The organism is Frondihabitans australicus (assembly GCF_003634555.1).
Lineage (GTDB): Bacteria > Actinomycetota > Actinomycetes > Actinomycetales > Microbacteriaceae > Frondihabitans > Frondihabitans australicus.
This window is the reverse complement of sequence record NZ_RBKS01000001.1, coordinates 3,348,320-3,367,195: the sequence shown is the minus strand read 5'-3', so window position 1 is coordinate 3,367,195 and position 18,876 is coordinate 3,348,320. Positions and strand designations below refer to the sequence as shown.

Annotated in this window: 23 protein-coding genes; 8 read left to right on the top strand and 15 right to left on the bottom strand. The window is 71.5% G+C overall.

From position 1 onward, the window contains the following. The 3 genes from C8E83_RS16105 (at window position 1) to C8E83_RS16095 (ending at window position 3,668) form a co-directional block, all read left to right on the top strand. A complete protein-coding gene (locus C8E83_RS16105; RefSeq protein WP_121371047.1) occupies window positions 1-1,413 on the top strand; it encodes an MFS transporter in 1,413 nt (470 codons plus the stop codon). A 47-nt stretch (window positions 1,414-1,460) separates the two neighbouring features. After that, entirely contained in the window at window positions 1,461-2,759 is a 1,299-nt protein-coding gene (locus tag C8E83_RS16100) for a GNAT family N-acetyltransferase (protein ID WP_121371045.1), read from the top strand. A 117-nt stretch (window positions 2,760-2,876) separates the two neighbouring features. Then, a complete protein-coding gene (locus tag C8E83_RS16095; RefSeq protein ID WP_121371043.1) occupies window positions 2,877-3,668 on the top strand; it encodes a VOC family protein in 792 nt (263 codons plus the stop codon). A 51-nt stretch (window positions 3,669-3,719) separates the two neighbouring features. On the opposite strand, the gene C8E83_RS16090 is transcribed toward C8E83_RS16095, so the two are convergent. The 8 genes from C8E83_RS16090 to C8E83_RS16055 form a co-directional block, all read right to left on the bottom strand. Then, entirely contained in the window at window positions 3,720-4,745 is a 1,026-nt protein-coding gene (locus C8E83_RS16090; protein WP_121371041.1) for a YihY/virulence factor BrkB family protein, read from the bottom strand. A gap of 44 nt (window positions 4,746-4,789) precedes the next feature. Continuing rightward, complete coding sequence (locus C8E83_RS16085) at window positions 4,790-5,065, bottom strand: hypothetical protein (RefSeq protein WP_211331716.1); 276 nt, start codon at window positions 5,063-5,065, stop codon at window positions 4,790-4,792. Window positions 5,066-5,193: 128 nt separating this feature from the next. Further along, complete coding sequence (locus tag C8E83_RS16080) at window positions 5,194-6,162, bottom strand: prenyltransferase (RefSeq protein WP_121371039.1); 969 nt, start codon at window positions 6,160-6,162, stop codon at window positions 5,194-5,196. After that, window positions 6,159-6,551 carry a lycopene cyclase domain-containing protein gene (locus tag C8E83_RS16075; RefSeq protein ID WP_121371038.1) on the bottom strand — a complete coding sequence of 131 codons (393 nt, stop codon included), beginning with the start codon at window positions 6,549-6,551 and terminating at the stop codon, window positions 6,159-6,161. The genes C8E83_RS16080 and C8E83_RS16075 overlap by 4 nt, the downstream gene beginning before the upstream one ends. Further along, window positions 6,548-6,967: a lycopene cyclase domain-containing protein gene (locus C8E83_RS16070; RefSeq protein WP_121371036.1), complete on the bottom strand. Its 420-nt coding sequence runs from the start codon at window positions 6,965-6,967 to the stop codon at window positions 6,548-6,550. The genes C8E83_RS16075 and C8E83_RS16070 overlap by 4 nt, the downstream gene beginning before the upstream one ends. Before the next feature lie 11 nt (window positions 6,968-6,978). Then, entirely contained in the window at window positions 6,979-8,667 is a 1,689-nt protein-coding gene (gene crtI / locus C8E83_RS16065) for a phytoene desaturase family protein (protein WP_121371034.1), read from the bottom strand. Beyond that, window positions 8,664-9,587 (bottom strand): phytoene/squalene synthase family protein, encoded by a 924-nt coding sequence (locus C8E83_RS16060; RefSeq protein WP_121371032.1) that lies wholly within the window; start codon window positions 9,585-9,587, stop codon window positions 8,664-8,666. The genes crtI and C8E83_RS16060 overlap by 4 nt, the downstream gene beginning before the upstream one ends. Then, window positions 9,584-10,744: a polyprenyl synthetase family protein gene (locus C8E83_RS16055; protein ID WP_121371030.1), complete on the bottom strand. Its 1,161-nt coding sequence runs from the start codon at window positions 10,742-10,744 to the stop codon at window positions 9,584-9,586. Before C8E83_RS16055 ends, C8E83_RS16060 begins: the two co-directional genes overlap by 4 nt. A gap of 19 nt (window positions 10,745-10,763) precedes the next feature. On the opposite strand from C8E83_RS16055, the gene idi reads away from it, so the two are divergent. Beyond that, entirely contained in the window at window positions 10,764-11,345 is a 582-nt protein-coding gene (gene idi / locus C8E83_RS16050) for an isopentenyl-diphosphate Delta-isomerase (protein WP_121371027.1), read from the top strand. 42 nt (window positions 11,346-11,387) lie between these two features. On the opposite strand, the gene C8E83_RS16045 is transcribed toward idi, so the two are convergent. Further along, window positions 11,388-13,001 (bottom strand): ABC transporter substrate-binding protein, encoded by a 1,614-nt coding sequence (locus tag C8E83_RS16045; RefSeq protein ID WP_121371025.1) that lies wholly within the window; start codon window positions 12,999-13,001, stop codon window positions 11,388-11,390. 21 nt (window positions 13,002-13,022) lie between these two features. Continuing rightward, window positions 13,023-13,619 (bottom strand): dCTP deaminase, encoded by a 597-nt coding sequence (gene dcd, locus C8E83_RS16040; protein ID WP_121371023.1) that lies wholly within the window; start codon window positions 13,617-13,619, stop codon window positions 13,023-13,025. Window positions 13,620-13,838: 219 nt separating this feature from the next. Here dcd and C8E83_RS16035 point away from each other — a divergent pair, with 219 nt between their 5' ends. Continuing rightward, entirely contained in the window at window positions 13,839-14,816 is a 978-nt protein-coding gene (locus C8E83_RS16035; protein WP_121371021.1) for an NAD(P)H-quinone oxidoreductase, read from the top strand. A gap of 44 nt (window positions 14,817-14,860) precedes the next feature. On the opposite strand, the gene C8E83_RS16030 is transcribed toward C8E83_RS16035, so the two are convergent. The 5 genes from C8E83_RS16030 to C8E83_RS16010 are packed head-to-tail and all read right to left on the bottom strand — an operon-like array spanning window position 14,861 to window position 17,229. Then, entirely contained in the window at window positions 14,861-15,472 is a 612-nt protein-coding gene (locus C8E83_RS16030) for a hypothetical protein (protein ID WP_121371019.1), read from the bottom strand. Then, window positions 15,469-16,110, bottom strand: coding sequence for a hypothetical protein (locus tag C8E83_RS16025; RefSeq protein WP_121371017.1), 642 nt, complete (start codon window positions 16,108-16,110; stop codon window positions 15,469-15,471). The genes C8E83_RS16030 and C8E83_RS16025 overlap by 4 nt, the downstream gene beginning before the upstream one ends. After that, window positions 16,107-16,565 (bottom strand): hypothetical protein, encoded by a 459-nt coding sequence (locus C8E83_RS16020; protein WP_121371015.1) that lies wholly within the window; start codon window positions 16,563-16,565, stop codon window positions 16,107-16,109. Before C8E83_RS16020 ends, C8E83_RS16025 begins: the two co-directional genes overlap by 4 nt. Beyond that, a complete protein-coding gene (locus C8E83_RS16015) occupies window positions 16,562-16,753 on the bottom strand; it encodes a DUF2273 domain-containing protein (RefSeq protein ID WP_121371013.1) in 192 nt (63 codons plus the stop codon). The genes C8E83_RS16020 and C8E83_RS16015 overlap by 4 nt, the downstream gene beginning before the upstream one ends. Beyond that, window positions 16,750-17,229: an Asp23/Gls24 family envelope stress response protein gene (locus C8E83_RS16010; protein WP_121371011.1), complete on the bottom strand. Its 480-nt coding sequence runs from the start codon at window positions 17,227-17,229 to the stop codon at window positions 16,750-16,752. The genes C8E83_RS16015 and C8E83_RS16010 overlap by 4 nt, the downstream gene beginning before the upstream one ends. A 137-nt stretch (window positions 17,230-17,366) precedes the next feature. Between C8E83_RS16010 and C8E83_RS16005 the strand changes: the two genes are divergently transcribed. The 3 genes from C8E83_RS16005 to C8E83_RS15995 are packed head-to-tail and all read left to right on the top strand — an operon-like array spanning window position 17,367 to window position 18,873. After that, complete coding sequence (locus C8E83_RS16005) at window positions 17,367-17,978, top strand: RNA polymerase sigma factor (RefSeq protein ID WP_121371009.1); 612 nt, start codon at window positions 17,367-17,369, stop codon at window positions 17,976-17,978. Further along, window positions 17,975-18,541, top strand: a complete 567-nt coding sequence (locus C8E83_RS16000; protein ID WP_147430210.1) for a hypothetical protein — start codon at window positions 17,975-17,977, stop codon at window positions 18,539-18,541. The genes C8E83_RS16005 and C8E83_RS16000 overlap by 4 nt, the downstream gene beginning before the upstream one ends. Next, window positions 18,538-18,873, top strand: coding sequence for a hypothetical protein (locus tag C8E83_RS15995; protein ID WP_121371005.1), 336 nt, complete (start codon window positions 18,538-18,540; stop codon window positions 18,871-18,873). Before C8E83_RS16000 ends, C8E83_RS15995 begins: the two co-directional genes overlap by 4 nt. Window positions 18,874-18,876: the final 3 nt, after the last annotated feature.

Below are 18,876 nucleotides of genomic sequence, written 5' to 3'. Positions count from 1 at the left end.
ATGACCGTCACGCCCGACGCCGCGCCCCAGGACGCCGCCGGAACCCTCGCCGACACCGCCCCCATCCCGCGCCGCCGGATCGTGTCGTGGGCCCTCTGGGACTGGGGCTCGGCCGCGTTCAACGCCGTGGTGACGACGTTCGTCTTCTCGACCTACCTCGCATCGAGCTCGTTCGTGGCTCCGGCGATCGTCGCGGCGGCGGGCGACGACACGACCAACCCAGCCCTCGTGGCGGCCAAGTCGCACAACGCGACCGTCATCTCGACGGCGCTGACGATCGCGGGCATCCTCGTCGCTCTCCTGGCGCCGATCCTCGGGCAGCGGTCGGACGGCTCGGGGCGGAGGAAGCGGTGGCTCGGGATCACCTCCGGGATCCTGGTGCTGGTCATGGCCGCCATGGTCTTCGTCGCGCCCGCGCCGCCGTACCTCGTCCTCGGAGCCACGCTGCTCGCCGTCGGCAACCTCGTGTTCGAGTTCGCGAGCGTCAACTACAACGCGATGCTCGTGCAGGTGTCGACGCCGAAGACGGTGGGGCGGGTGTCGAGCTGGGGATGGGGCGCCGGCTACCTGGGCGGGATCGTGCTTCTGCTGATCCTGCTGGTGCTGTTCCTTCAGAGCTTCGGCGTCGCGGGGCAGACGGGCCTGCTGGGCCTCTCGTCGACGCCGGCCGGCGGGGTGTGGAGCGTGCGCATCGCGATCCTGGTGGCCGCGGTGTGGTTCGGCGTCTTCGCGATCCCGCTCATGCTGTCGGTGCCCGAGATCCCGCGGCACGACGGGGTTCGCGAGCACGTCGGCGTCATCGGCTCGTACCGGCGGCTGTTCCGCACCATCGCGGGCCTCTGGCGGACGAACCGGCAGGTGCTGACCTTCCTCATCGCGTCGGCGGTGTTCCGCGACGGCATCGCCGCCGTCTTCACCTTCGGCGCGATCATCGCCGCGCAGGTGTTCGGCTTCACCTCGGCCGAGGTGATCTACTTCGCGGTCGTCGCCAACGTCGCGGCGGGCGCCGGGGCCTTCGCGGCGGGAAGCCTCGACGACCGGCTCGGGGCGCGCACGATCATCCTCGTGTCGCTGGGCGGGCTCGTGGTGTCGGCGGTCGCGATCCTCTTCGTCGGCCACGCGCAGCTCGGCTTCTGGATCATCGGGCTGTTCCTGTCGCTGTTCGTGGGCCCGGCGCAGTCGGCGAGCCGGTCGTTCCTCGCCCGGGTCACGCCGGCCGGGCGCGAGGGCGAGGTGTTCGGGCTCTACGCGACGACGGGTCGCGCCGTCAGCTTCCTGGCGCCGCTGCTGTTCACCGTCTTCGTCTCGGCGACCGGCGACACCCGGTACGGCGCGATCGGCATCGCCATCGTGCTCTTGGCCGGGCTCCTGATCATGCTGCGCGTGCGCGGGACGCAGACGACGATCTCGTGAGCGCGGCCGCTCGGCGGTGCCCCCTGTCGCCTCGATAGGCTCGGGGCATGGCCGCTTTCGACGACGAGTACGAGACCCGCACCTTCACCCCGGTGGTGATCGACGGCGAGCCCGACGCCGCCACGCGCGACTGGATCGCCGCCACGCGCGTCGCGTTCCACGAGACCAACTCGGCCTCCGGCGTCACCGTCGGCGCCGTCGCCGCGGTCGCCGACGGCCGCACCTACACCGGCATCTACGACCGCCGGCCCCTGACCGGCTCGCTCGACGCCACTTGGCCGGTCGCCACCTACGCCGACTACGTCAAGACGATCAACGTCGGCGGCGGGGCATTGCTCGACGCCCTCCTCATCTCCGACGTGACGGTCCGCCCGACCCACAAGCGCAAGGGCATGCTGCGCAGGATGATGACGGCCCGCCTCACGCACGCCGCCGACGACGGCATCCCCCTGGCCGCCCTCACGGCGAGCGAGTCCGGCATCTACCGCCGCTTCGGGTTCGGCGCGTCGACCCGGGTGCGGCGCATCAGCATCCGCCCCGAGAAGCGGTTCGAGCTCCTGACGCCCCCGGCCGGGCGCTGTGAGCTGGCTCGCGCGTCGGACATCCAGGAGATCGCCCGCGACGTGTTCGCGCGCTTCCACGCCCGCACCCCCGGCTCGGTCGACCGCCAGCACCAGCTCTGGAACCGCCGCCTCGGCCTCGGCGGCGACGAGCCGAAGCTCGACGAGAGCGTCCGCGCCGCGCTGTACTACTCGCCCGCCGGCGACATCGACGGGTACGTCACCTACCGCCTGAAAGAAGAGGGGCACACCGCCGCGCTCGAGGTCATCGACCTCGTGCCGGCCACCGACGAGGCGTACCTCGGCCTCTGGCAGTTCATCGGCACGGTCGACCTCGTGGACCGCATCACCTACGGCGTCGCCCCCGTCGTCGACCCGCTTCTCGAGGCGCTCGTCGAGAGCCGCACGCTCGAGACGACGGGCGAGGAGGACCACGTGTGGTTCCGGATCCTGGACCCTGTGGCCGCCCTCTCCGCCCGGCCCTACGCCTGCGACGGCACTCTCACGATCAAGATCCACGACGACCTCGGCTTCAGCGCGGGCGTCTTCGAGCTGTCGGTGTCGCACGGGGCGGCATCGGTGCGCAGGATCGACGCGAACGACTCCACGGCCATCGCCGACCTGGCCCTCGACACGGCCACGCTCGCACGCGCCTTCGTCGGCGGGACCCCCGTCACGGCGCTCGCCGCAGCCGGCCTCGTGGAGCACCGCGACCCCGCGGCGGTGCGACTGGCGACGGCGATGTTCATGCCCGATCGGCCGGTCTACGGCATCACGTACTTCTGACGCGCCGGTGTACGGCGGGGAGGCCTCTGACCAGCGGGTGTTCGGCGATCCTGATTTCTGAGGATCCCTGCCCCGATTGACCTGGCGGCGGGGTCGGCGGACTGGTTCACTGGTGCCATGCCGACGCCGACTGACTTCCCCACGGGTGCACCGCTCTGGATCGACCTCGCCTCGTCCGACCCGAAGGCGTCGGCGGCGTTCTACTCCGAGCTCTTCGGGTGGACCGCGACCGACACCGGGCCCGACTTCGGCGGCTACATCCGCCTCGAGCTCGGCGACAAATCGTTCGGCGGCATCGGCCCCAACCCGGCCGACGCACCGCCCGAGAGCGCACGCCCCGACCTGTGGCAGGTCTACCTGACCACCGACGACGCCGACACGACCGCGTCGGCGATCACGGGCGCCGGGGGCATGGTCCACTTCGGGCCGCAGGAGGTCGGGCCGCTCGGCTCGATGCTCGTGGCCGAAGACCCGGGTCGCGCCATCGTCTGCGCCTGGCAGCGCGGCCTCAACCGCGGCATGCAGGTCATGGCCGAGGCGGGCGCACCCGCCTGGTTCGAGCTGCACACGACCGTCTACGAGGACTCCCTGCAGTTCTACCGGCAGGCCTTCGGCTGGCAGACCAACACGATGTCCGACAGCCCCGAGTTCCGCTACACGCAGCTGATGGTCGACGAGCAGCCGTACGCCGGCGTCATGGACGCCACCGCGTACTGGCCGGCCGGAGACCCGGCCATGTGGGTCGTCTACATCGCGGTGGCCGACGTCGACGGCACGCTGGCTCGCGCCGTCGAGCTCGGCGGCGCCGTCGTCGACCAGCCGGAGGACACCCCGTTCGGCCGTCTCGCCGCCTTCACCGACCCGACCGGCGCGTACCTCAAGATCGTCGCCGACATGCCGTCGCTGTAGGCGGTTCGCTCTTCCCGCGCGTCGCGTCGCGGCGCGGTCCGGCGCGGAGCCTCAGACGAAGTCGGCGGGATCGCCGACCGGGTTGCGCGGGCGTTCCGCCTCCGCCTCGGCGGCTGCGCGCTGCTCGGCCACGGCCGTCTCGCGCACCTCCACGGCCTCGCGGACGTCCTCCTCGTGCTTCGCGGCCTTCTTGTCGCTCTGGCGGGTGTCGCGCGGGGGCAGCTGGATCTCCTCCTCGGCGTGCACGCCGGCCTCGAGCTCGCGCATGCGCTCGCGCTCGGCGTCGAACTCGGCGCCGAAGAGCAGGGCGTTGTTCGTGATCCAGAGCCAGAGCAGGAAGATGATCACGCCGCCCAGGGCGCCGTAAGTTTTGTTGTAGTGCGCGAAGTTCGCGACGTAGAAGGCGAAGCCGATCGACGCGAGAAGCCAGATGCCGATCGCGAGCATCGCGCCGGCGCTGATCCAGCGGAAGCGCGGACGCTTCACGTTGGGGGCGAAGTGGTACAGCACAGCGACCACGAGCACGACGACGAACGCCAGCACCGGCCACTTGAAGATGCCCCAGACGAACTCCGCCTGGGTGCCCAGGCCGATCACGTCGAAGACGCTCTTTGCGATGCCACCGGAGAGCACCAGGATCAGCCCCGCGATCACGACGAGCACCACCGCGATGACCGTCACCAGGAGGTTCGTCGGGCGGAGCTTCCAGATCGGGCGGCCCTCGGGCCGCCCGTAGATGCGGTTGAGCGCGCGGCCGAACGCCCCCACGTAGCCGGAGGCCGACCAGACGGCGCCGAGCACGCCGACGACGAACGTGACGCCGGCGGCACTCGACGTCGTGAGTGACTCGATCGGACCCTTGATGCCGTTGACGATGTCCTGCGACGCGAAGTGCTTCACGAGGTCGAGCACCGTGTCGGTCGTGTTCTGCGCCTCGCCGAAGAGGCCGAGCAGCGACACGACCGCCAGGAGCCCGGGGAAGAGCGCCTGCACGGCGAAGTACGTCAGCGCGGCCGCCAGGTCGGTGCAACTGTCGCTGCCGAACTGCCGCAGCGTCCGCGTGAAGGTCGCCTTCATCGGGGTGTCTCCTGTGTCAAGTCGCCGAGTCGTGTCGCCGGGCGTCAGCTCGTGGCGGGGTCGGACTTCGACGTCGCCGACTTCACCTTCTCGGTGGCGGCGTGGGCGGCATCCTGCGCGGCATCGGCCAGCTTCTTCGTAACCTCGGGAGCCTTCTCGGCCACGTAGTCTTCCGCCTTGGTGACCTGCCGCTGCACGCTTGGGTCGTGCCAGATGCGGTCGGCGCGGCTCTTGATCTTCTCGTAGCGTGCACGGCCCGCGCGGGCACCCAGCACATATCCGGTCGCGAGGCCCGCGACGAACAGGATTCTGCCTCTCATGGGATTCTCCTTCGGGTTCGGTCTGACATTCCACGGTGGCACTCGGGCGGCCGGCAGGGCCAGATCCGGGGCGGACGTACGGGTGGAGGGGTACGCCGTGGCGTCGTCAGGCGGCAGCCCCCGGCCGGTCAGGCGGCGACGACCCACCAGATCAGCAGGAGCGTCGACAGGAACCCGCAGCCGAAGTTCAGGGCGAGGAACCGCCGCCACCCCCGGTTCGCCGTGTCGGCCTCCTCGTTGGAGACGTTCCACCACGGCGCCACGGTCACCGCGTAGGGGACGACGAGCAGAGCGCCGAGAGGCCCCGGCCAGCTGGTGAACAGCATGAGGACGCCGGCGAGAAGGTAAGCGACGAGCGAACCCCGGACGACGGTGCGCGCCCCGAGCACCGTGGCGATCGACGAGATGTCGCCCTCGCGGTCGGCGATCACATCCTGCACCGCGCCGAAGGCATGACTCGCCATGCCCCACAGGAAGAACGCCGCCAGCAACGCAACGAGGCGAGGCGTCACCGTCGCCCCGGCGAGCGCCAGACCGTAGACGGCGGGGCTCACGAAGTGCGTCGACGACGTGATCGAGTCGAGGAACGGGCGCTCCTTGAAGCGGAGGCCCTTCAGCGAGTACGCGACGACCGCGAAGAGGCTGATCGCGAGCACCAGCCAGGAGGCAGCATCGCCGACCAGCACGAGGAACACGACGAACGGCACGCACACCACCACGACCGCCGTGAGGATCGTGCGGTGGAAGCTCCGGTCGACCATCGCGCCCTCGACGCCGCCCTTGCGGGGGTTGCGGAGGTCGCTCTCGTAGTCGAACACGTCGTTGATGCCGTACATCGCGAGGTTGTAGGGGATGAGGAAGAAGACGATGCCGACGACGGCGGTGAGCCAGGGGACCTGGTGGAAGTCGAACGGACTTGTCGGAAATGTGATGAACCAGTCGGGCTGACCAGCCGCCGTTCGGGTCATGAACGCGCCGGGAACCGCACCAGACCCCTTCTGCGCGCTCGCCAGGATGAACGCCGCCGCGAACGGGAACGCCGTGTTGATCCACGACAGGGGCCGGGAGACGAGGGCGAGGGCGCGCAGGGTTCTCATGCGGAGGGGGCTTTCGGGTGGCGGGGTGTCCGCGATCCTGCGCCCATCAGCACCCAGAGGCTGGGGAGGAGGGCGAGGGCTGCGACGGCGTACGAGAAGTCTTCCACCGGGGCGATGCCGATGAAGACGCCGCTGATCTTCTCGCGGTCGTAGCCGACGAGGCCGATGCCGATCATGACGTTGTCGAAGACGGCGGTCATGACGAGGAGGACGGCGACGGCGATGACGGTGCCGAGGGTTTTGGCCCGTCGGGCCGTGGTGGGCGTCGTCTGCGTCTGCGTGGTCTCCGTCAGCGCGGCTCGGGCCCGGCGAGCGTGCACGGCGAGGGCGATGATGCCCGGGATCGCCACCGCCGCGAGGAAGAACGCGTTCACGCCCCAGTACGTCATCGGCGCCCCGCCGTCGCCCGGTCGTCGCGTCGGCGTCTGCGGCCGGTGGAGTCGCTCCGGTCGCCGCCGCCCTTCCGGTCGGCCCGGCCCTTCCGGTAATTCAGGCTCCGCTCGATCAGCATCGGAAGGCCGGCGAGCAGGTTCATCGTGAGGTAGCAGAGCAGGGCGAGGAAGAACGGCTCCTCGAGCGGGAGCTCGCGGCCCACCTCGACGCCGGTCATGAATGACGTCTCGCCGCGGAAGAAGACCCCGGCGTGGATGCCGATGACGTCCCAGACCAGGAAAATCGCGATTCCGACAGGCAGGACGACGACGGCTCGGCGCCAGTCGCGCCAGAAGAAGAGGCGGAAGCGGCGGTCGAGGACGACCATGCCCGTCAGCGCGACGAGCAGGCCGAGGAGGTAGAGGACGCCCACGATCGGCGGCCTCAGGATTTCGACGCGCGCAGCGTGGAACCTGAATTGCCGGAACCGGAGGCGCGCACGGGGGCCGGGGCGGCTTCGGCGGTCGGCTCGGGCAGCGGCTCGGTGGAGGTGTCGCCGCGCAGGTTCTTCACCAGGATCTCGGCGCTGATGAGGCACATCGGCAGGCCGATGCCCGGCCGGACCGAGCCTCCGACGTAGTAGAGGCCGCGCACCTTCTTCGACACGTTGCCGGCGCGGAACATCGCGCTCTGCCGCAGGGTGTGCGCGGGGCCGAGCATGCTGCCCGACCACGAGTTGTAGTCGTCGACGAAGTCCTGCGGGCCCCTGGTCCGGCGGAACAGGATCCGGGAACTCAGGTCGCTCACGCCGGTCCACTCCGCGATCTGCGCGATGACGGCGTCGGCCAGGAGGTCGAGACGAGCGGAGCCTGAATTGCCGGAACGCGAGTCGGTGCCGGGGGCGGCGGGGGCGGCGGACGCCGCAAGACCGGTGCCCGCCCCGAGCGACACGTCGGCGGGCAGCGGCACGAGCACGAAGAGGTTCGTCTGCCCCGCCGGCGCGGTCGACGCGTCGACGGCGCTCGGCTTGCACACGTAGAGCGACGGCGGCTCGGGGATGCTCTTCGAGCGCCCGAAGATCCGCTCGAAGTTGTCGTGCCAGTCGCGCGAGAAGAGCAGGGTGTGGTGCTCGAGCTCGGGCAGCTCGCCCGACACCCCGAGGTACATCAGCAGAGCGCTCGGCCCCGGGTCGCGATGCCGCCAGTACGCCTCGCCGTACGTCTGCAACTCTCGCGGCAGCAGGGCCGTCTCGGTGTGGTGCAGGTCGGCGGCCGAGACGACGAGGTCCGCGGCGAACGAGCGGGTCGCGCCCGAAGAGTCGGTCCAGTCGAGACCAGTCGCGTGCGGTCGGCGCCCCGGCGCCGCGTCGCTCGTGCGGATGCGGGTCACGGTCGCGGAGGTCTCGACGCGCACGCCGGCCTCGACGGCCAGCGCGGCGATCCGCTCGATCACCCGGGTCAGGCCGCCCATCGGGTAGAGCACTCCGTCGTCGAGGTCGAGCGTCGACATGAGGTGGTACATGCTCGGCGTCCGGTACGGCGACGATCCGAGGAACACGGCGGGGTATCCCAGCACCTGCGCGAGCCGTGGGTCGTTGACCGTCCCCGCGACGAAGGTGTCGAGATGCTGCAGGAGCAGACGGGCGAGCGTCGGCAGGCGCCTCACCACATCCGCGCGCAAAAGGGGCGCCCACGTGGGGAACGACGTGTAGAGGAAGCGCTTCTTCGCCATGTCGTAGGTGTCGCGGGACGAGGCGAGATAGCGTCGGATCCTGCTCCCCGCCCCCTTCTCGACGCTCTCGAACAGGTCGACGTTGCGCTCGAGCCCGTGCGGGATGTCGAGCGGCTCGCGCTGCCCCTCGAAGTAGACGCGGTAGCCGGGGTCGAGCGGCACCAGGTCGAGCTGCTCGGCGGCGGAGGTGCCCATGAGCCGGAAGAAGTGGTCGAAGACCTCGGGCATGAGGTACCAAGAGGGTCCGAGGTCGAAGCGGAAGCCGTCGTGCTCCCACGACGAGGCGCGCCCGCCGACCTGAGGCGCCTGTTCGAAGAGCGTGACCTCGTGGCCTTCGCGCGCCAGGAGCCCGGCCGACGCCAGCCCCGAGATGCCGCCGCCGACGATCGCGATGCGGCTCATGCGGGGGCGCCCGACCGGTCGCCTGCGCCGATCGGCGTGACGTGGCCCGCGGCGGACGCCGCGGCGATGCGGAGCTTGACGGGGTTCGGCACTCGGATCCTGCTCACCATCAGCTCGGAGGCCGGGGTGACGGCGAGGCGGCGGTTGAGCTCGGCGAAGAGCCCGTGCGCCAGGGCGACGGCTCGGCGTGAGGAGGCGGGCAGCTGCGGGATGACCGAGCCGGCGAGACGCAGGTCGGCGTCGATGTCGGCGACGAGCCGGTCGCGCTCGGCGTCGGAGAACGACGAGGGGTCGACGCCGGGGAAGTAGCTGCGGCCGAGAGTCTCGAAGTCGTCGTGGAGGTCACGGAGGAAGTTCACCTTCTGGAAGGCGGCGCCGAGCGCACAGGCGCCGCGCTCGAACCGGTCGCGCGTCGGCTCGTCGTAGTGAGAGGCGACGAGGCCCGGGCCGCCGCACTCGACGGCGAGGAACGCGCGGAGGCACATAAGGCCGACGACCTCGGCGGAGCCGTAGACGTAGGTGTCGAACGACTCCTGGTCGTGGACGGTCGCGCTGAGGTCGTCGCGCATCGACGCGAAGAACGGGCGGGTGAGCTCGCTGCCGAAGCCCGTGGCGCGGGCCGTCCGGGCGAAGGCGTGGACGATGAGGTTGGCACTGAAGCCGCAGTCGATCGCTCGTTCGACCTCGGCCTCGAGGCCGTCGAGGATCCGGGCCTCGCCGTCGCCGGCCAGCCCCGCCTCTGCGGCTGGGCCGTCGACGATCTCGTCGGCGACGCGCACCAGGGCGTAGATGTTCTCGACGTGCTGGCGCACGCCCGACCCGAGCAGGCGCGACGCGAGGCCGAAGGAGGTCGAGTACCGGCGGATCACGCCCGACGAGGTCTCTTCGGCGACCCGGTCGTAGAGGGCGAGACGGCTCATCGGACCCGCTCGACGACGGTGTCGATGACGGGGCGGAGCACGTCGCGGAGGTCGTCGGGCACGAACGACCGCTCGAGCACGAGCCGGGCCCGGGCGACGTGGTCGGCGATGAGGCTCTCGACGGCGGCCTTGGCGCCGCAGAGCTCGAGGCGCGAACGGACGTGCGCGGCCTCGTCCTCCGTGAGGTCGGGCTTGCCGATGAACGGCCGGATCGCGAACCAGTCGTCGGTCGTCGCGGCGTGCGCGACGAGCACGGTGCGCTTGCCCTCGCGCAGGTCGCCGAGGGTGGTCTTGCCGGTCTCGGCCTCGGTGCCGAAGACGCCGAGGAGGTCGTCGACGAGTTGGTAGGCCACACCGATCTCACGCCCGAACTCCTGCAGCGCGTCGAGCACGAACGGTGCCGCGCCGGCCAGGGCCGCCCCGGCCATCAGCGGCGCCTCGAACGAGTAGACCGCGGTCTTCGCGCGCTCCATCTGCAGGATCTCGGGGACGCTCGGCATCTCGGTCGCCAGCGCGAGTTCGATGTCGAGCAGCTCGCCCCCGGCGCTCGCGAAGATCGCCTCGTCGAGCAGGTCGAGCAGGGCCGCGCGGACGGCGTGGTCGCAGGTGACGTCGAGCAGGAGCCGACTGGCACCGGTCAAGGCCAGGTCGCCCGCGATCACGGCGGCGGACATGCCGCGGTGCTCCGCCGTCGGGATGGGGATGCCGGCGGTCGTGGCCGTGTCGCGATAGCGCCCGGACACGTTCGGGATCCCGCGCCGAGAGAAGTCGCGGTCGATGACGTCGTCGTGGACGATCAGCGCCGTGTGCAGCAGTTCGAACGCCGCCCCGACGAGCGCGCACGACTCGTCGTCGGTGCCGCCGAGGCTCTCGTAGGCGGCGATGACCATCCGGGGCCGGAACCGCTTGCCGCCGACGCTGCCGCGCTCGAGCGTCGACCAGAGGTCGACGTAGCGCGGGCCGAGAGTGAGCGCGCGGTTCTTGGCGTCGCGGAAGAACGTCTCGAGCACCCGGTCGACGCGGGCGGTGGCGTCGGGACGCTCGGCGGTGGCGGCGCCTGGGCGCTCGGCGGCCCGACCGCGGGTACTGTCGGCGGAGTGCAGGCCAGACGCGGCACCCCCGGCCCGCGACCTCGCGAGCACGTGATCACCGTCCATTCAGGCAGACTACCTCCCGATGAAACCCGAACCTCCGGCACTTCCTCAGCCTGCTGAGCCTTCTGCGACCACCCTTTCCGACGAATCGGTGGTATTGCTCGACGAGCGCGGAAATCCGACCGGAACGTACCCCAAAAAAGACGTCCACACGACACAGACCGCGCTTCACCTGGCCTTTTCCTGCCACGTCCGCCACTCCGAAACGGGGTACATCCTGGTCACCCGACGCGCGCTGAGCAAGGCGACCTGGCCGGGTGTGTGGACGAACTCGTTCTGCGGTCACCCTGCCCCGGGCGAGACGCCCGCCGAGGCGGTCGAGAGACGGTCGATGCAGGAGCTCGGGGTGACCGTCTCACAGGTGACCGAGATCCTCCCCGACTTCCGCTATCGCGCGGTCGACGCCTCCGGCATCGTCGAGAACGAGATCTGCCCCGTCTTCACCGCCGTGATCGACGGCGACCCCGACCCCTCGCCCGACGAGGTCGCGGAGTGGGCGTGGATCGAGCCCGCGGCGCTCCGCGAGGCCGTCGCGGCGGCGCCGTTCGCGTGGAGCCCGTGGCTCGGCTGGCAGCTCGAGCAGTGGCCGGGGCTGCCGCGGTAGGTCCGGCTTCGGTAGGTGCGGCTGCAGTAGGCGCGGCCGGGGTCAGCCCTTCGCGCGCCCGAGGGTGGCGAGGTCCAGCGTCCAAACCGGGTTGTACGCGACACCGGTGACGCGGGGGCGGGCGGCGATGGTGGCGGCCGGCTGGATCAGTGGGACGAACGGGCCGGTGGCGTTCAGGGCGCGCTGCAGGGCTCCGAAACGACTCGCCCGGTCGGCCGAGGAGGCGGGGCGGGACGCCAGGGTGGCGAGGTCGGTGACGGTGTCGTCTGCTCCTGCGCCCCAACCCGCCCGGGTGCCGAGTGCGCCGCCGGGTGTGAAGCCGAGGTAGTCGCTCGGGTCGGGGTAGTCGGCGCCCCAATACCAGAGCCCGGCCTGCTCGAGGCCGTTGCGGTAGTCGTCGAGCTGCGTGGACTGCGGGGCGTCGTCGACGGCGACGTCGATTCCGACCGCCGCGAGCTGGTCGGAGACGCGCGACGCCAGCTCGGTGAGGGAGACCCCGCCGACCGTCACGTCGCTCGGGACGTCGAGGGTGATCTGCTGGCCGGCGTAGCCCGAGAGGGAGAGGTCGGACTTCGCGGCGGCGGTGTTCTGCGTAAGGGCGTCGGCGTCGGGGAGAGCGCCGACGAAGAGGCTGGGCACGACACCGTTCGCCTGGCGGGCTCCGCGGCCCGCGGCCTTCGCCAGGGCCGGGTAGTCCAGCGCCTCCTTCACGGCGCGCACGAAGTACGGGTTGCTCGTGATCGAGGAGACCGTCGGATCCTGGTTGAGGAACAGGAACACCAGGGTCGACGAGGCGGTCGCGGTCACCCTCGCCGAGCGGCCGAGACCGCTCGCGTCCGACGGAGACAGGTCAAGGGCCACCTGGGCATGACCCTGCCGCAGGTCTCCCACCTGGCTGGTCGACGCGGCGTCGCGCACCACGATGCGCCCGTAGGTCGGCTCGGGGCCCGCGTAGTCCGGATTCGCCTGCAGCACGACCTGCTGGCCGGGCATCGACGAGACGAGCTCGTACGGCCCGGATCCGGCCGAGTGGCGGTCGAGATACCGCCGCGCCGTGTCGCCCTGGCCGGTCGTGCCGCCGTGCGCCTTCACGACCTTCGCGTTCAGGATGCCCGTGGCCGGGTTCGCCAGGATCGCCGGCAGCGCCGGGGTCGGCTTCGCGGTCGTGAGCACGACCGACGTCGGGCTCCGCTTCTTCACCCGCACGCCGGCGAGGAGGAACGCCGGGCCGGCCTTGAGCCCGATCACTCGATCGAGCGAGAAGACGACGTCGTCGGCGGTGAGTGGCGTGCCGTCGGAGAACCGCGGTGAGCCTCGCAGAGTGAGCGTGAAGGTCTTCGCGTCGGACGACTCGTGCAGGGTCGCCAGGCCCGGTTCGACGCGGGTCACGTCGTCGTGGTGCGCGCCGCCGTAGGTGAGCAGGGTCTCATACAGCGCGTGGTCGATCAGCTCGCCCGTCGACTCGTACATGCGGCCGGGGTCGAGCGCGGTGAGGTCGAACGCCGTGTCGACGGTGAGGGTCGGGCCCTTCTGGTCGGCGGTCGTGTCGGACGACGTGCAGCCGGCCGCCGTCACCGCGACCGCCAGCGCGACGGCGGCGGCGAGCGCTCGTCGTCGCGGGCCGCCGGTCCGCTCGAGTCGCCGCGGGTACGTCACCGAGACCTCATCGGGTGGCGGTCACTGCCGCGACGGGGCCGCGCCGGTGTCGGTCCGCGTGAAGTTCTGGAAGGAGCGCGACGCCGTCGGCCCGCGCTGGCCCTGGTAGCGGCTGCCGTAGATCTCCGAGCCGTACGGGTTCTCGGCGGGGCTGGAGAGCCGGAAGTAGCAGATCTGGCCGATCTTCATGCCGGGCCAGAGCTTGATCGGCAGGGTCGCCACGTTGCTCAGCTCGAGGGTCACGTGGCCCGAGAAGCCGGGGTCGACGAAGCCCGCCGTCGAGTGGGTGAGGAGGCCAAGGCGGCCCAGCGACGACTTGCCCTCGAGTCGCGCCGCGATGTCGTCGGGCAGAGTGACCAGCTCGTAGGTGGAGCCGAGCACGAACTCGCCCGGGTGCAGGATGAACGGCTCGTCGGGCGCGACCTCGACCAGGTGCGTCAGCTCGGGCTGGTCCTCCGCCGGGTCGATGAACGGGTATTTGTGGTTGTCGAACAGCCGGAAGTACCGGTCGAGACGGACGTCGATGCTCGACGGCTGGATCAGGGCCGGATCGTACGGGTCGAGGCCGATGCGCCCGAGATCGAGTTCGGCCTTGATGTCGCGGTCGGAGAGCAGCACGGGAACAGCCTAGGGCGACGGCGGGGCGACTCGCCGGGTGTGACGGCAATTCAGGCTCCGCTCGTGGCGCCGCCCCGCGTCACGGTCGGCCCCGTTCGGCAATTCAGGTTCCGCCCGTCGCGCCACCGCGCGTCACGGCCGGCCCCGTGCGGCAATTCAGGCTTCGCCCGTCGCGCCCTCCTGCGAAGGCCCGAAGGCAGGCGGAGCAGAATCGTGCGTGTGCTGGCGATCCTGAATTCCCGAAGCGGCGGACCCGAGGTGCTCGAGGCGGGCGAGGTCGACGACCCCGTACCCGGCTCCGCGGAGGTGCTGATCGACGTCGCAGCGGCGGGCATGAACCACGCCGACCTGTCGCAGCGGGCCGGCGGCTATCCACCGCCGCCGGGTGCGCCCGCGTGGCTGGGCATGGAGGTGTCGGGCACGATCGCGCATGTCGGGGTCGACGTGGTCGGATGGTCCGTCGGCGACGAGGTCTGCGCCCTCCTGCCCGGCGGCGGCTACGCCGAGCGGGTCGCCGTCCACGCCTCACTCGTCCTCCCCCGACCCGAGGGCGTGTCGCTGGTCGACGCCGCCGCGCTGCCCGAGGCCGCCGCGACCGTCTGGTCGAACGTGTTCATGCTCGGCGAGCTGGCCGCCGACGAGACTCTCCTCGTCCACGGCGGCACGAGCGGCATCGGGTCGATGGCGATCCAGGTCGCCCGGGCTCTCGGGGCCGACGTGATCACGACCGTGGGATCAGCCGCGAAGGTCTCGTTCGTCGAGAGCCTCGGCGCGAGGGGCCTGAACTACCACGAGGCGGACTTCGTCGAGGAGGTCAAGGCGGCCACAGACGGCCACGGCGCCGACGTGATCCTCGACCTCGTCGGCGGCGACTACCTGCCTCGCAATGTCTCCGCCCTCGCGGTCGGCGGCCGCGTCATGGTCATCGCGAACCAGAGCGGCGAGCCGTCGACGTTCGCGCTCGGCTCGCTGATGATGAAGAGGGGCAGGATCCACGGCACGACCATCCGGCCGAGACCCCTGGCCGAGAAGGCCGCCATCATCGCGGGAGTCCGCGAGAACGTCTGGCCGCTGATCGAAGGCGGCGCCGTGCGACCCGTCGTGGACCACGTGCTGCCGCTCGCCGAGGCGGCCGAGGCCCACCGGCAGCTCGAGGCCGGCGGGCACATCGGCAAGTTCCTTCTTCGGGTGCGCTGAAGAGCTAGGGCGTCCCAACCGCCGGTGACGAACGGGGCGCGTCGCTAGCGGACGCGCGAGTCCGCACCCGGCCGGATCGCCGAGGCGCCGACGACCTCCAGCAGCACCGGCACGTGCGCACCGCCGCCGAGGACCCGGTCGAGCCCCGTGACCGCACCGGAGGTGGCGTCGACGACGGGACCGGGCTCGGCTCCTGCTGCCAGCCGCACCTTGACCTTGAGGGCGGCCGAGCCGCGCAGCCGATAGGCGGCGACGTTCACGCCGGCGATGTCTCGACGGCCTGAGAGCGCGTCTTCGAGGGCGGTCTCGGCGAAGCGGGCGCCGATGACGATGCCGCCCGCGGGGCTCTCGGACTCCAGGATGCGGTCGGTCCGGCCACGACCCCGGGTCGCCGCCGCGAGCACCGCGACGACGATGACGACGAGGCACAGGATCGCGAGGAGCCACGGCAGAGAGCTGCCCGTCAGCGAGCCGACACCGGTCAGGGGGGTGTCGCGGAGGGCCGTCGCCTGCGCATCGGACCAGGTCGAGACTGCGTCGCGCCCCGCAGCGACGCCCGGGAGGGCGACCAGCACGAGCGCAGCGCCCACGGCGAGCGTGACGATGCCGACGACCGCGAGGAAGAGGCGGTTGAGGAAACGGTTCGACGAGGTCATGCGCCCAGCCTTCCGGAGTCGGTGACGCGCACGTCGACGGTGATCGGGGGGAGATATGGAGTCTCGAGCAGGTGCTCGCGCGTTGCGTCGAGCACGCGTTCGCGGTCGACCGTGGTTCCGGTCGACGGGGTGAGCGTGACTCGTGCCGACCGGCGGGCGACCCAGGCGTTGACCTGTCCGGGTGCGAGTCCGGCGGCCACGCGGGTCTTCCGGGCGAGCACGGCGGCCGCCACATGGTCGTCGACGACGACGGCGAGTCGCGGGTCGTCGATGGTGTGGCGGCCGCGACGGCCTGCCGCGAGGGCGATGACGATGAGGATCACGCCGACGATCGCGCAGGCGATGCCGACGGCGATCACGAGGGCCCCCTGGTGGCGGGCCGCGGCGGCGAGCGTGGAGAGCACGTCGACGGGCGAGTACAGGATCGCTTTCATGCCGAGAGCGGCATAGACGGATTCGAGGCCGGTCCAGGCGGCGACGACGATCAGCGCGACGAGCACCGTGATGGTGGCTCGCGATCGCGACGAATGGGTCTCGCGTCGCAGGATCCGACGGTACGCCCGGGCATTGTCTCCCCCGGGCCGCACTCCGTCGTCCGGAGCAGCGACGCCCGTAACGATGGGTGTGGTGGCGCTCATCGGACTCTCCTCGTGGACGGTCGCTCGACGGTGCTTCCGGTGACCGTGACGTCGACTCGCGACACCTCGCGGTCGGCGATGCTCAGGAGCCGCGTGGCCACGGTGGCCTGCAGCTCTCGCAGCAGTCCGAGCACGCCGCCTGCCGGCACGTCGGCGTCGGCGGCGAGCGGGGAGATCCCCACCGGCGTCCACACGCGCAGGCCCAGGCGACCGGAATCGTCGTATGCCTCGACGCGTACGTCACGTCGGTCGATGTCGAGCGCCTCGCCGACGACAGCCCCGCTCACGCGAGTGATGACCCGCGGAGCGATGCTGACGTGGCCGGGGAGCGCCCAGGTGGGGGAGGTGGCCGCCAGGGAATCAGGAACCGGCGACCACCCGTCTGAGCCGTAGCCGTCGGCAGTGCCGGTGCGGACACCGGCGCCGTCGCCACGGGCTGTCGGGAGGTCGGTCATGACGACGAGCGCCGTCCGCGGAGGGCGTCGACGAGACTCGAGACGTCGATCCGGCCGCTCACGATGCGGCCGACGAGCGCGCCGACCGCCATGAAGACGGCGACCAGCACGAAGGCCCAGAAGCCGAAGGCCACGGCCACGACGCCGAGGACGGCGCCGACGGCCATGCCTGTCACGGTCGCACTCATGCGACGCGGCTCTCGCGTGCCTGCTCGTCGTCGTCGTCACCGGGGATGTGCACGTCGTTGATCGCGACGTTGACCTCGGCGACCTCCATGCCGACGAGCTGCTCGATGGCGCGAGCCACCTCGGCGCGGACGGCCTCGGCGACGGCGTTCATCGGGGTGGGGTACTCGACGACGATGGTGACGTCGGCGGCGACCTGCGTCTCGCCGACCTCGACGCGCACGCCCTGCGACAGGTCGGTCGAGCCGATCACGTCGCGGATGGCGCCGAACGCACGAGCGGCGCCGCCGCCGAGCGCGTACACGCCGGGCACCTCGCGGGCGGCGATGCCGGCGACCTTCGAGATGACGCTGTCGGCGATGACGGTCTTGCCGGGGGCCGCGGTGCCCGTGCTGGTGGTCGTGACCGCGGTGGCGGCTCGGTCGACCCGGGGCGCGGTCTCGGTCGGGGTGATCGGCGTGGTGGTCTTGTCAGCCATGGTGGTGCTCCTTCGTGAAGTCGTCGAGGCGTCGAATCGGTGGCGCCTCATGGATAGGACGCATCGACCTCGCGATTCGTCACGCACTTTCTCGAGATTTTTTTCGGGCACGCAGGATCGGGGAGTTGGCTGGGCCGATGAACCTCGCCGAGGAGCCTCGCGTGCGCGCCTCCGCCCCGACCGGAGCGGCCCTCGCCGGCGCCGACCTGCCCGACTCCACGCTCGCGATCCGGGCCGCGGACGGCGACGCGGCGGCGTTCGAAAGCCTCCTGCGGCGACACCTCCCCCTCATGACCGCGTACGCCACGCGACTGACCGGCTCGCGGGCCGACGCGTACGACGCCGTCCAGGAGGCCTCCGTGACGATCTGGCGGGAGTTGCCGAGACTCGCGGAGCCCGCCGCCGCCAAGGGGTGGATGATGAAGATCGTGTCTCGGAAGGCGTTCGACCTGATCCGGGCGAGGAAGCCGGCCGCGGATGTGGACGACGAGGCGGTGTCGGCGATCCTGCCGGTGGATGACGCCGCCGACCCGGCCCGCATCGTGGGCGCCACGGCGGCGGTCGACGGCCTTCGCGAGGCGTTGGCGCGGCTGCCCGACCTGCAGCGGCAGAGCTGGCTGCTCCGGGAGATCGGCGGCGAGTCGTACGCCGAGATCGCCGAGCACCTGGGGCTGTCCGTCGCCGCCGCGCGAGGCCAGCTGGCCCGGGCCCGCGAGACACTGACCAACGAGATGGAGGAGTGGAGATGAGCGACGACACCGTGACGCTCGAGCGCATCTCGGACTACCTCGACGCCGGCAGGCTGCCGTACGACCCGGCGATCGAGGACGACCCCGAGAACCAGGCGCAGCTCGTCGCGCTCGCGCGGCTGCGCTCCCTCTCGGCGCGTCTGGTCGAGGACGACGCCGACGCCGTCCCGGCACCCGACTCGGGCTGGCTGAGCGGGGTCATGGAGCGCGTGCGCCGCGAGGCCCGCTCGGGCCGCGACCTCCCGATCGCCGGAGACGACCCGCGCGCCGTGCTCCAGGTCACCGAGGGCGCGGTCCGCGGCCTCATCCGCGAGGCCGGAGACGGCGTGCACGGCGCCATCGTCATCTCGTGCGTGCTGCGCGGCGACGTGTCGACGATCGGCGCACCCGTGAGGGTCGAGGTCACGATCAGCGCACTCCGGGGCGAGTTCGTGCCCGCCATGGCCGACGAGGTCCGCGCGGCCGTGGGCCTCCGCCTCGCCGCCCAGACCGAGCTCGCCGTCGAGGCCATCGACATCGTGGTGGGCGACGTCCACCTCCTCGCCGACGGAGGACGCCCGTGATCGACGCCACAGCGCTCAGCACCCTCGGCGGCGAGCTCGAGGCGCTCATCCTCGATGTCCCCGGCGTCATCCGGGCGCAGGATCGGCCGGCGTTCGCCCGCCTGACCCGCCGCCTGGCCTCGGCACTCCCCCTCGGGGCCGCCCCGTCGCACGGCGCGATCACCGTCGCGGCGGACGACCGCGCGACCACGCTGGAGGTCGACCTGGTCGTCGGGGGCGACCGGTCGGCTCCTGCGGTCGCTCGCGAGGTGGCGACGGTCGTGCTCGCGCGGCTCGACCTCGAGGACCTCCCGCCCGCGAAGGTCGGGGTGCGGGTCGTCGCGATCGGCTGACGC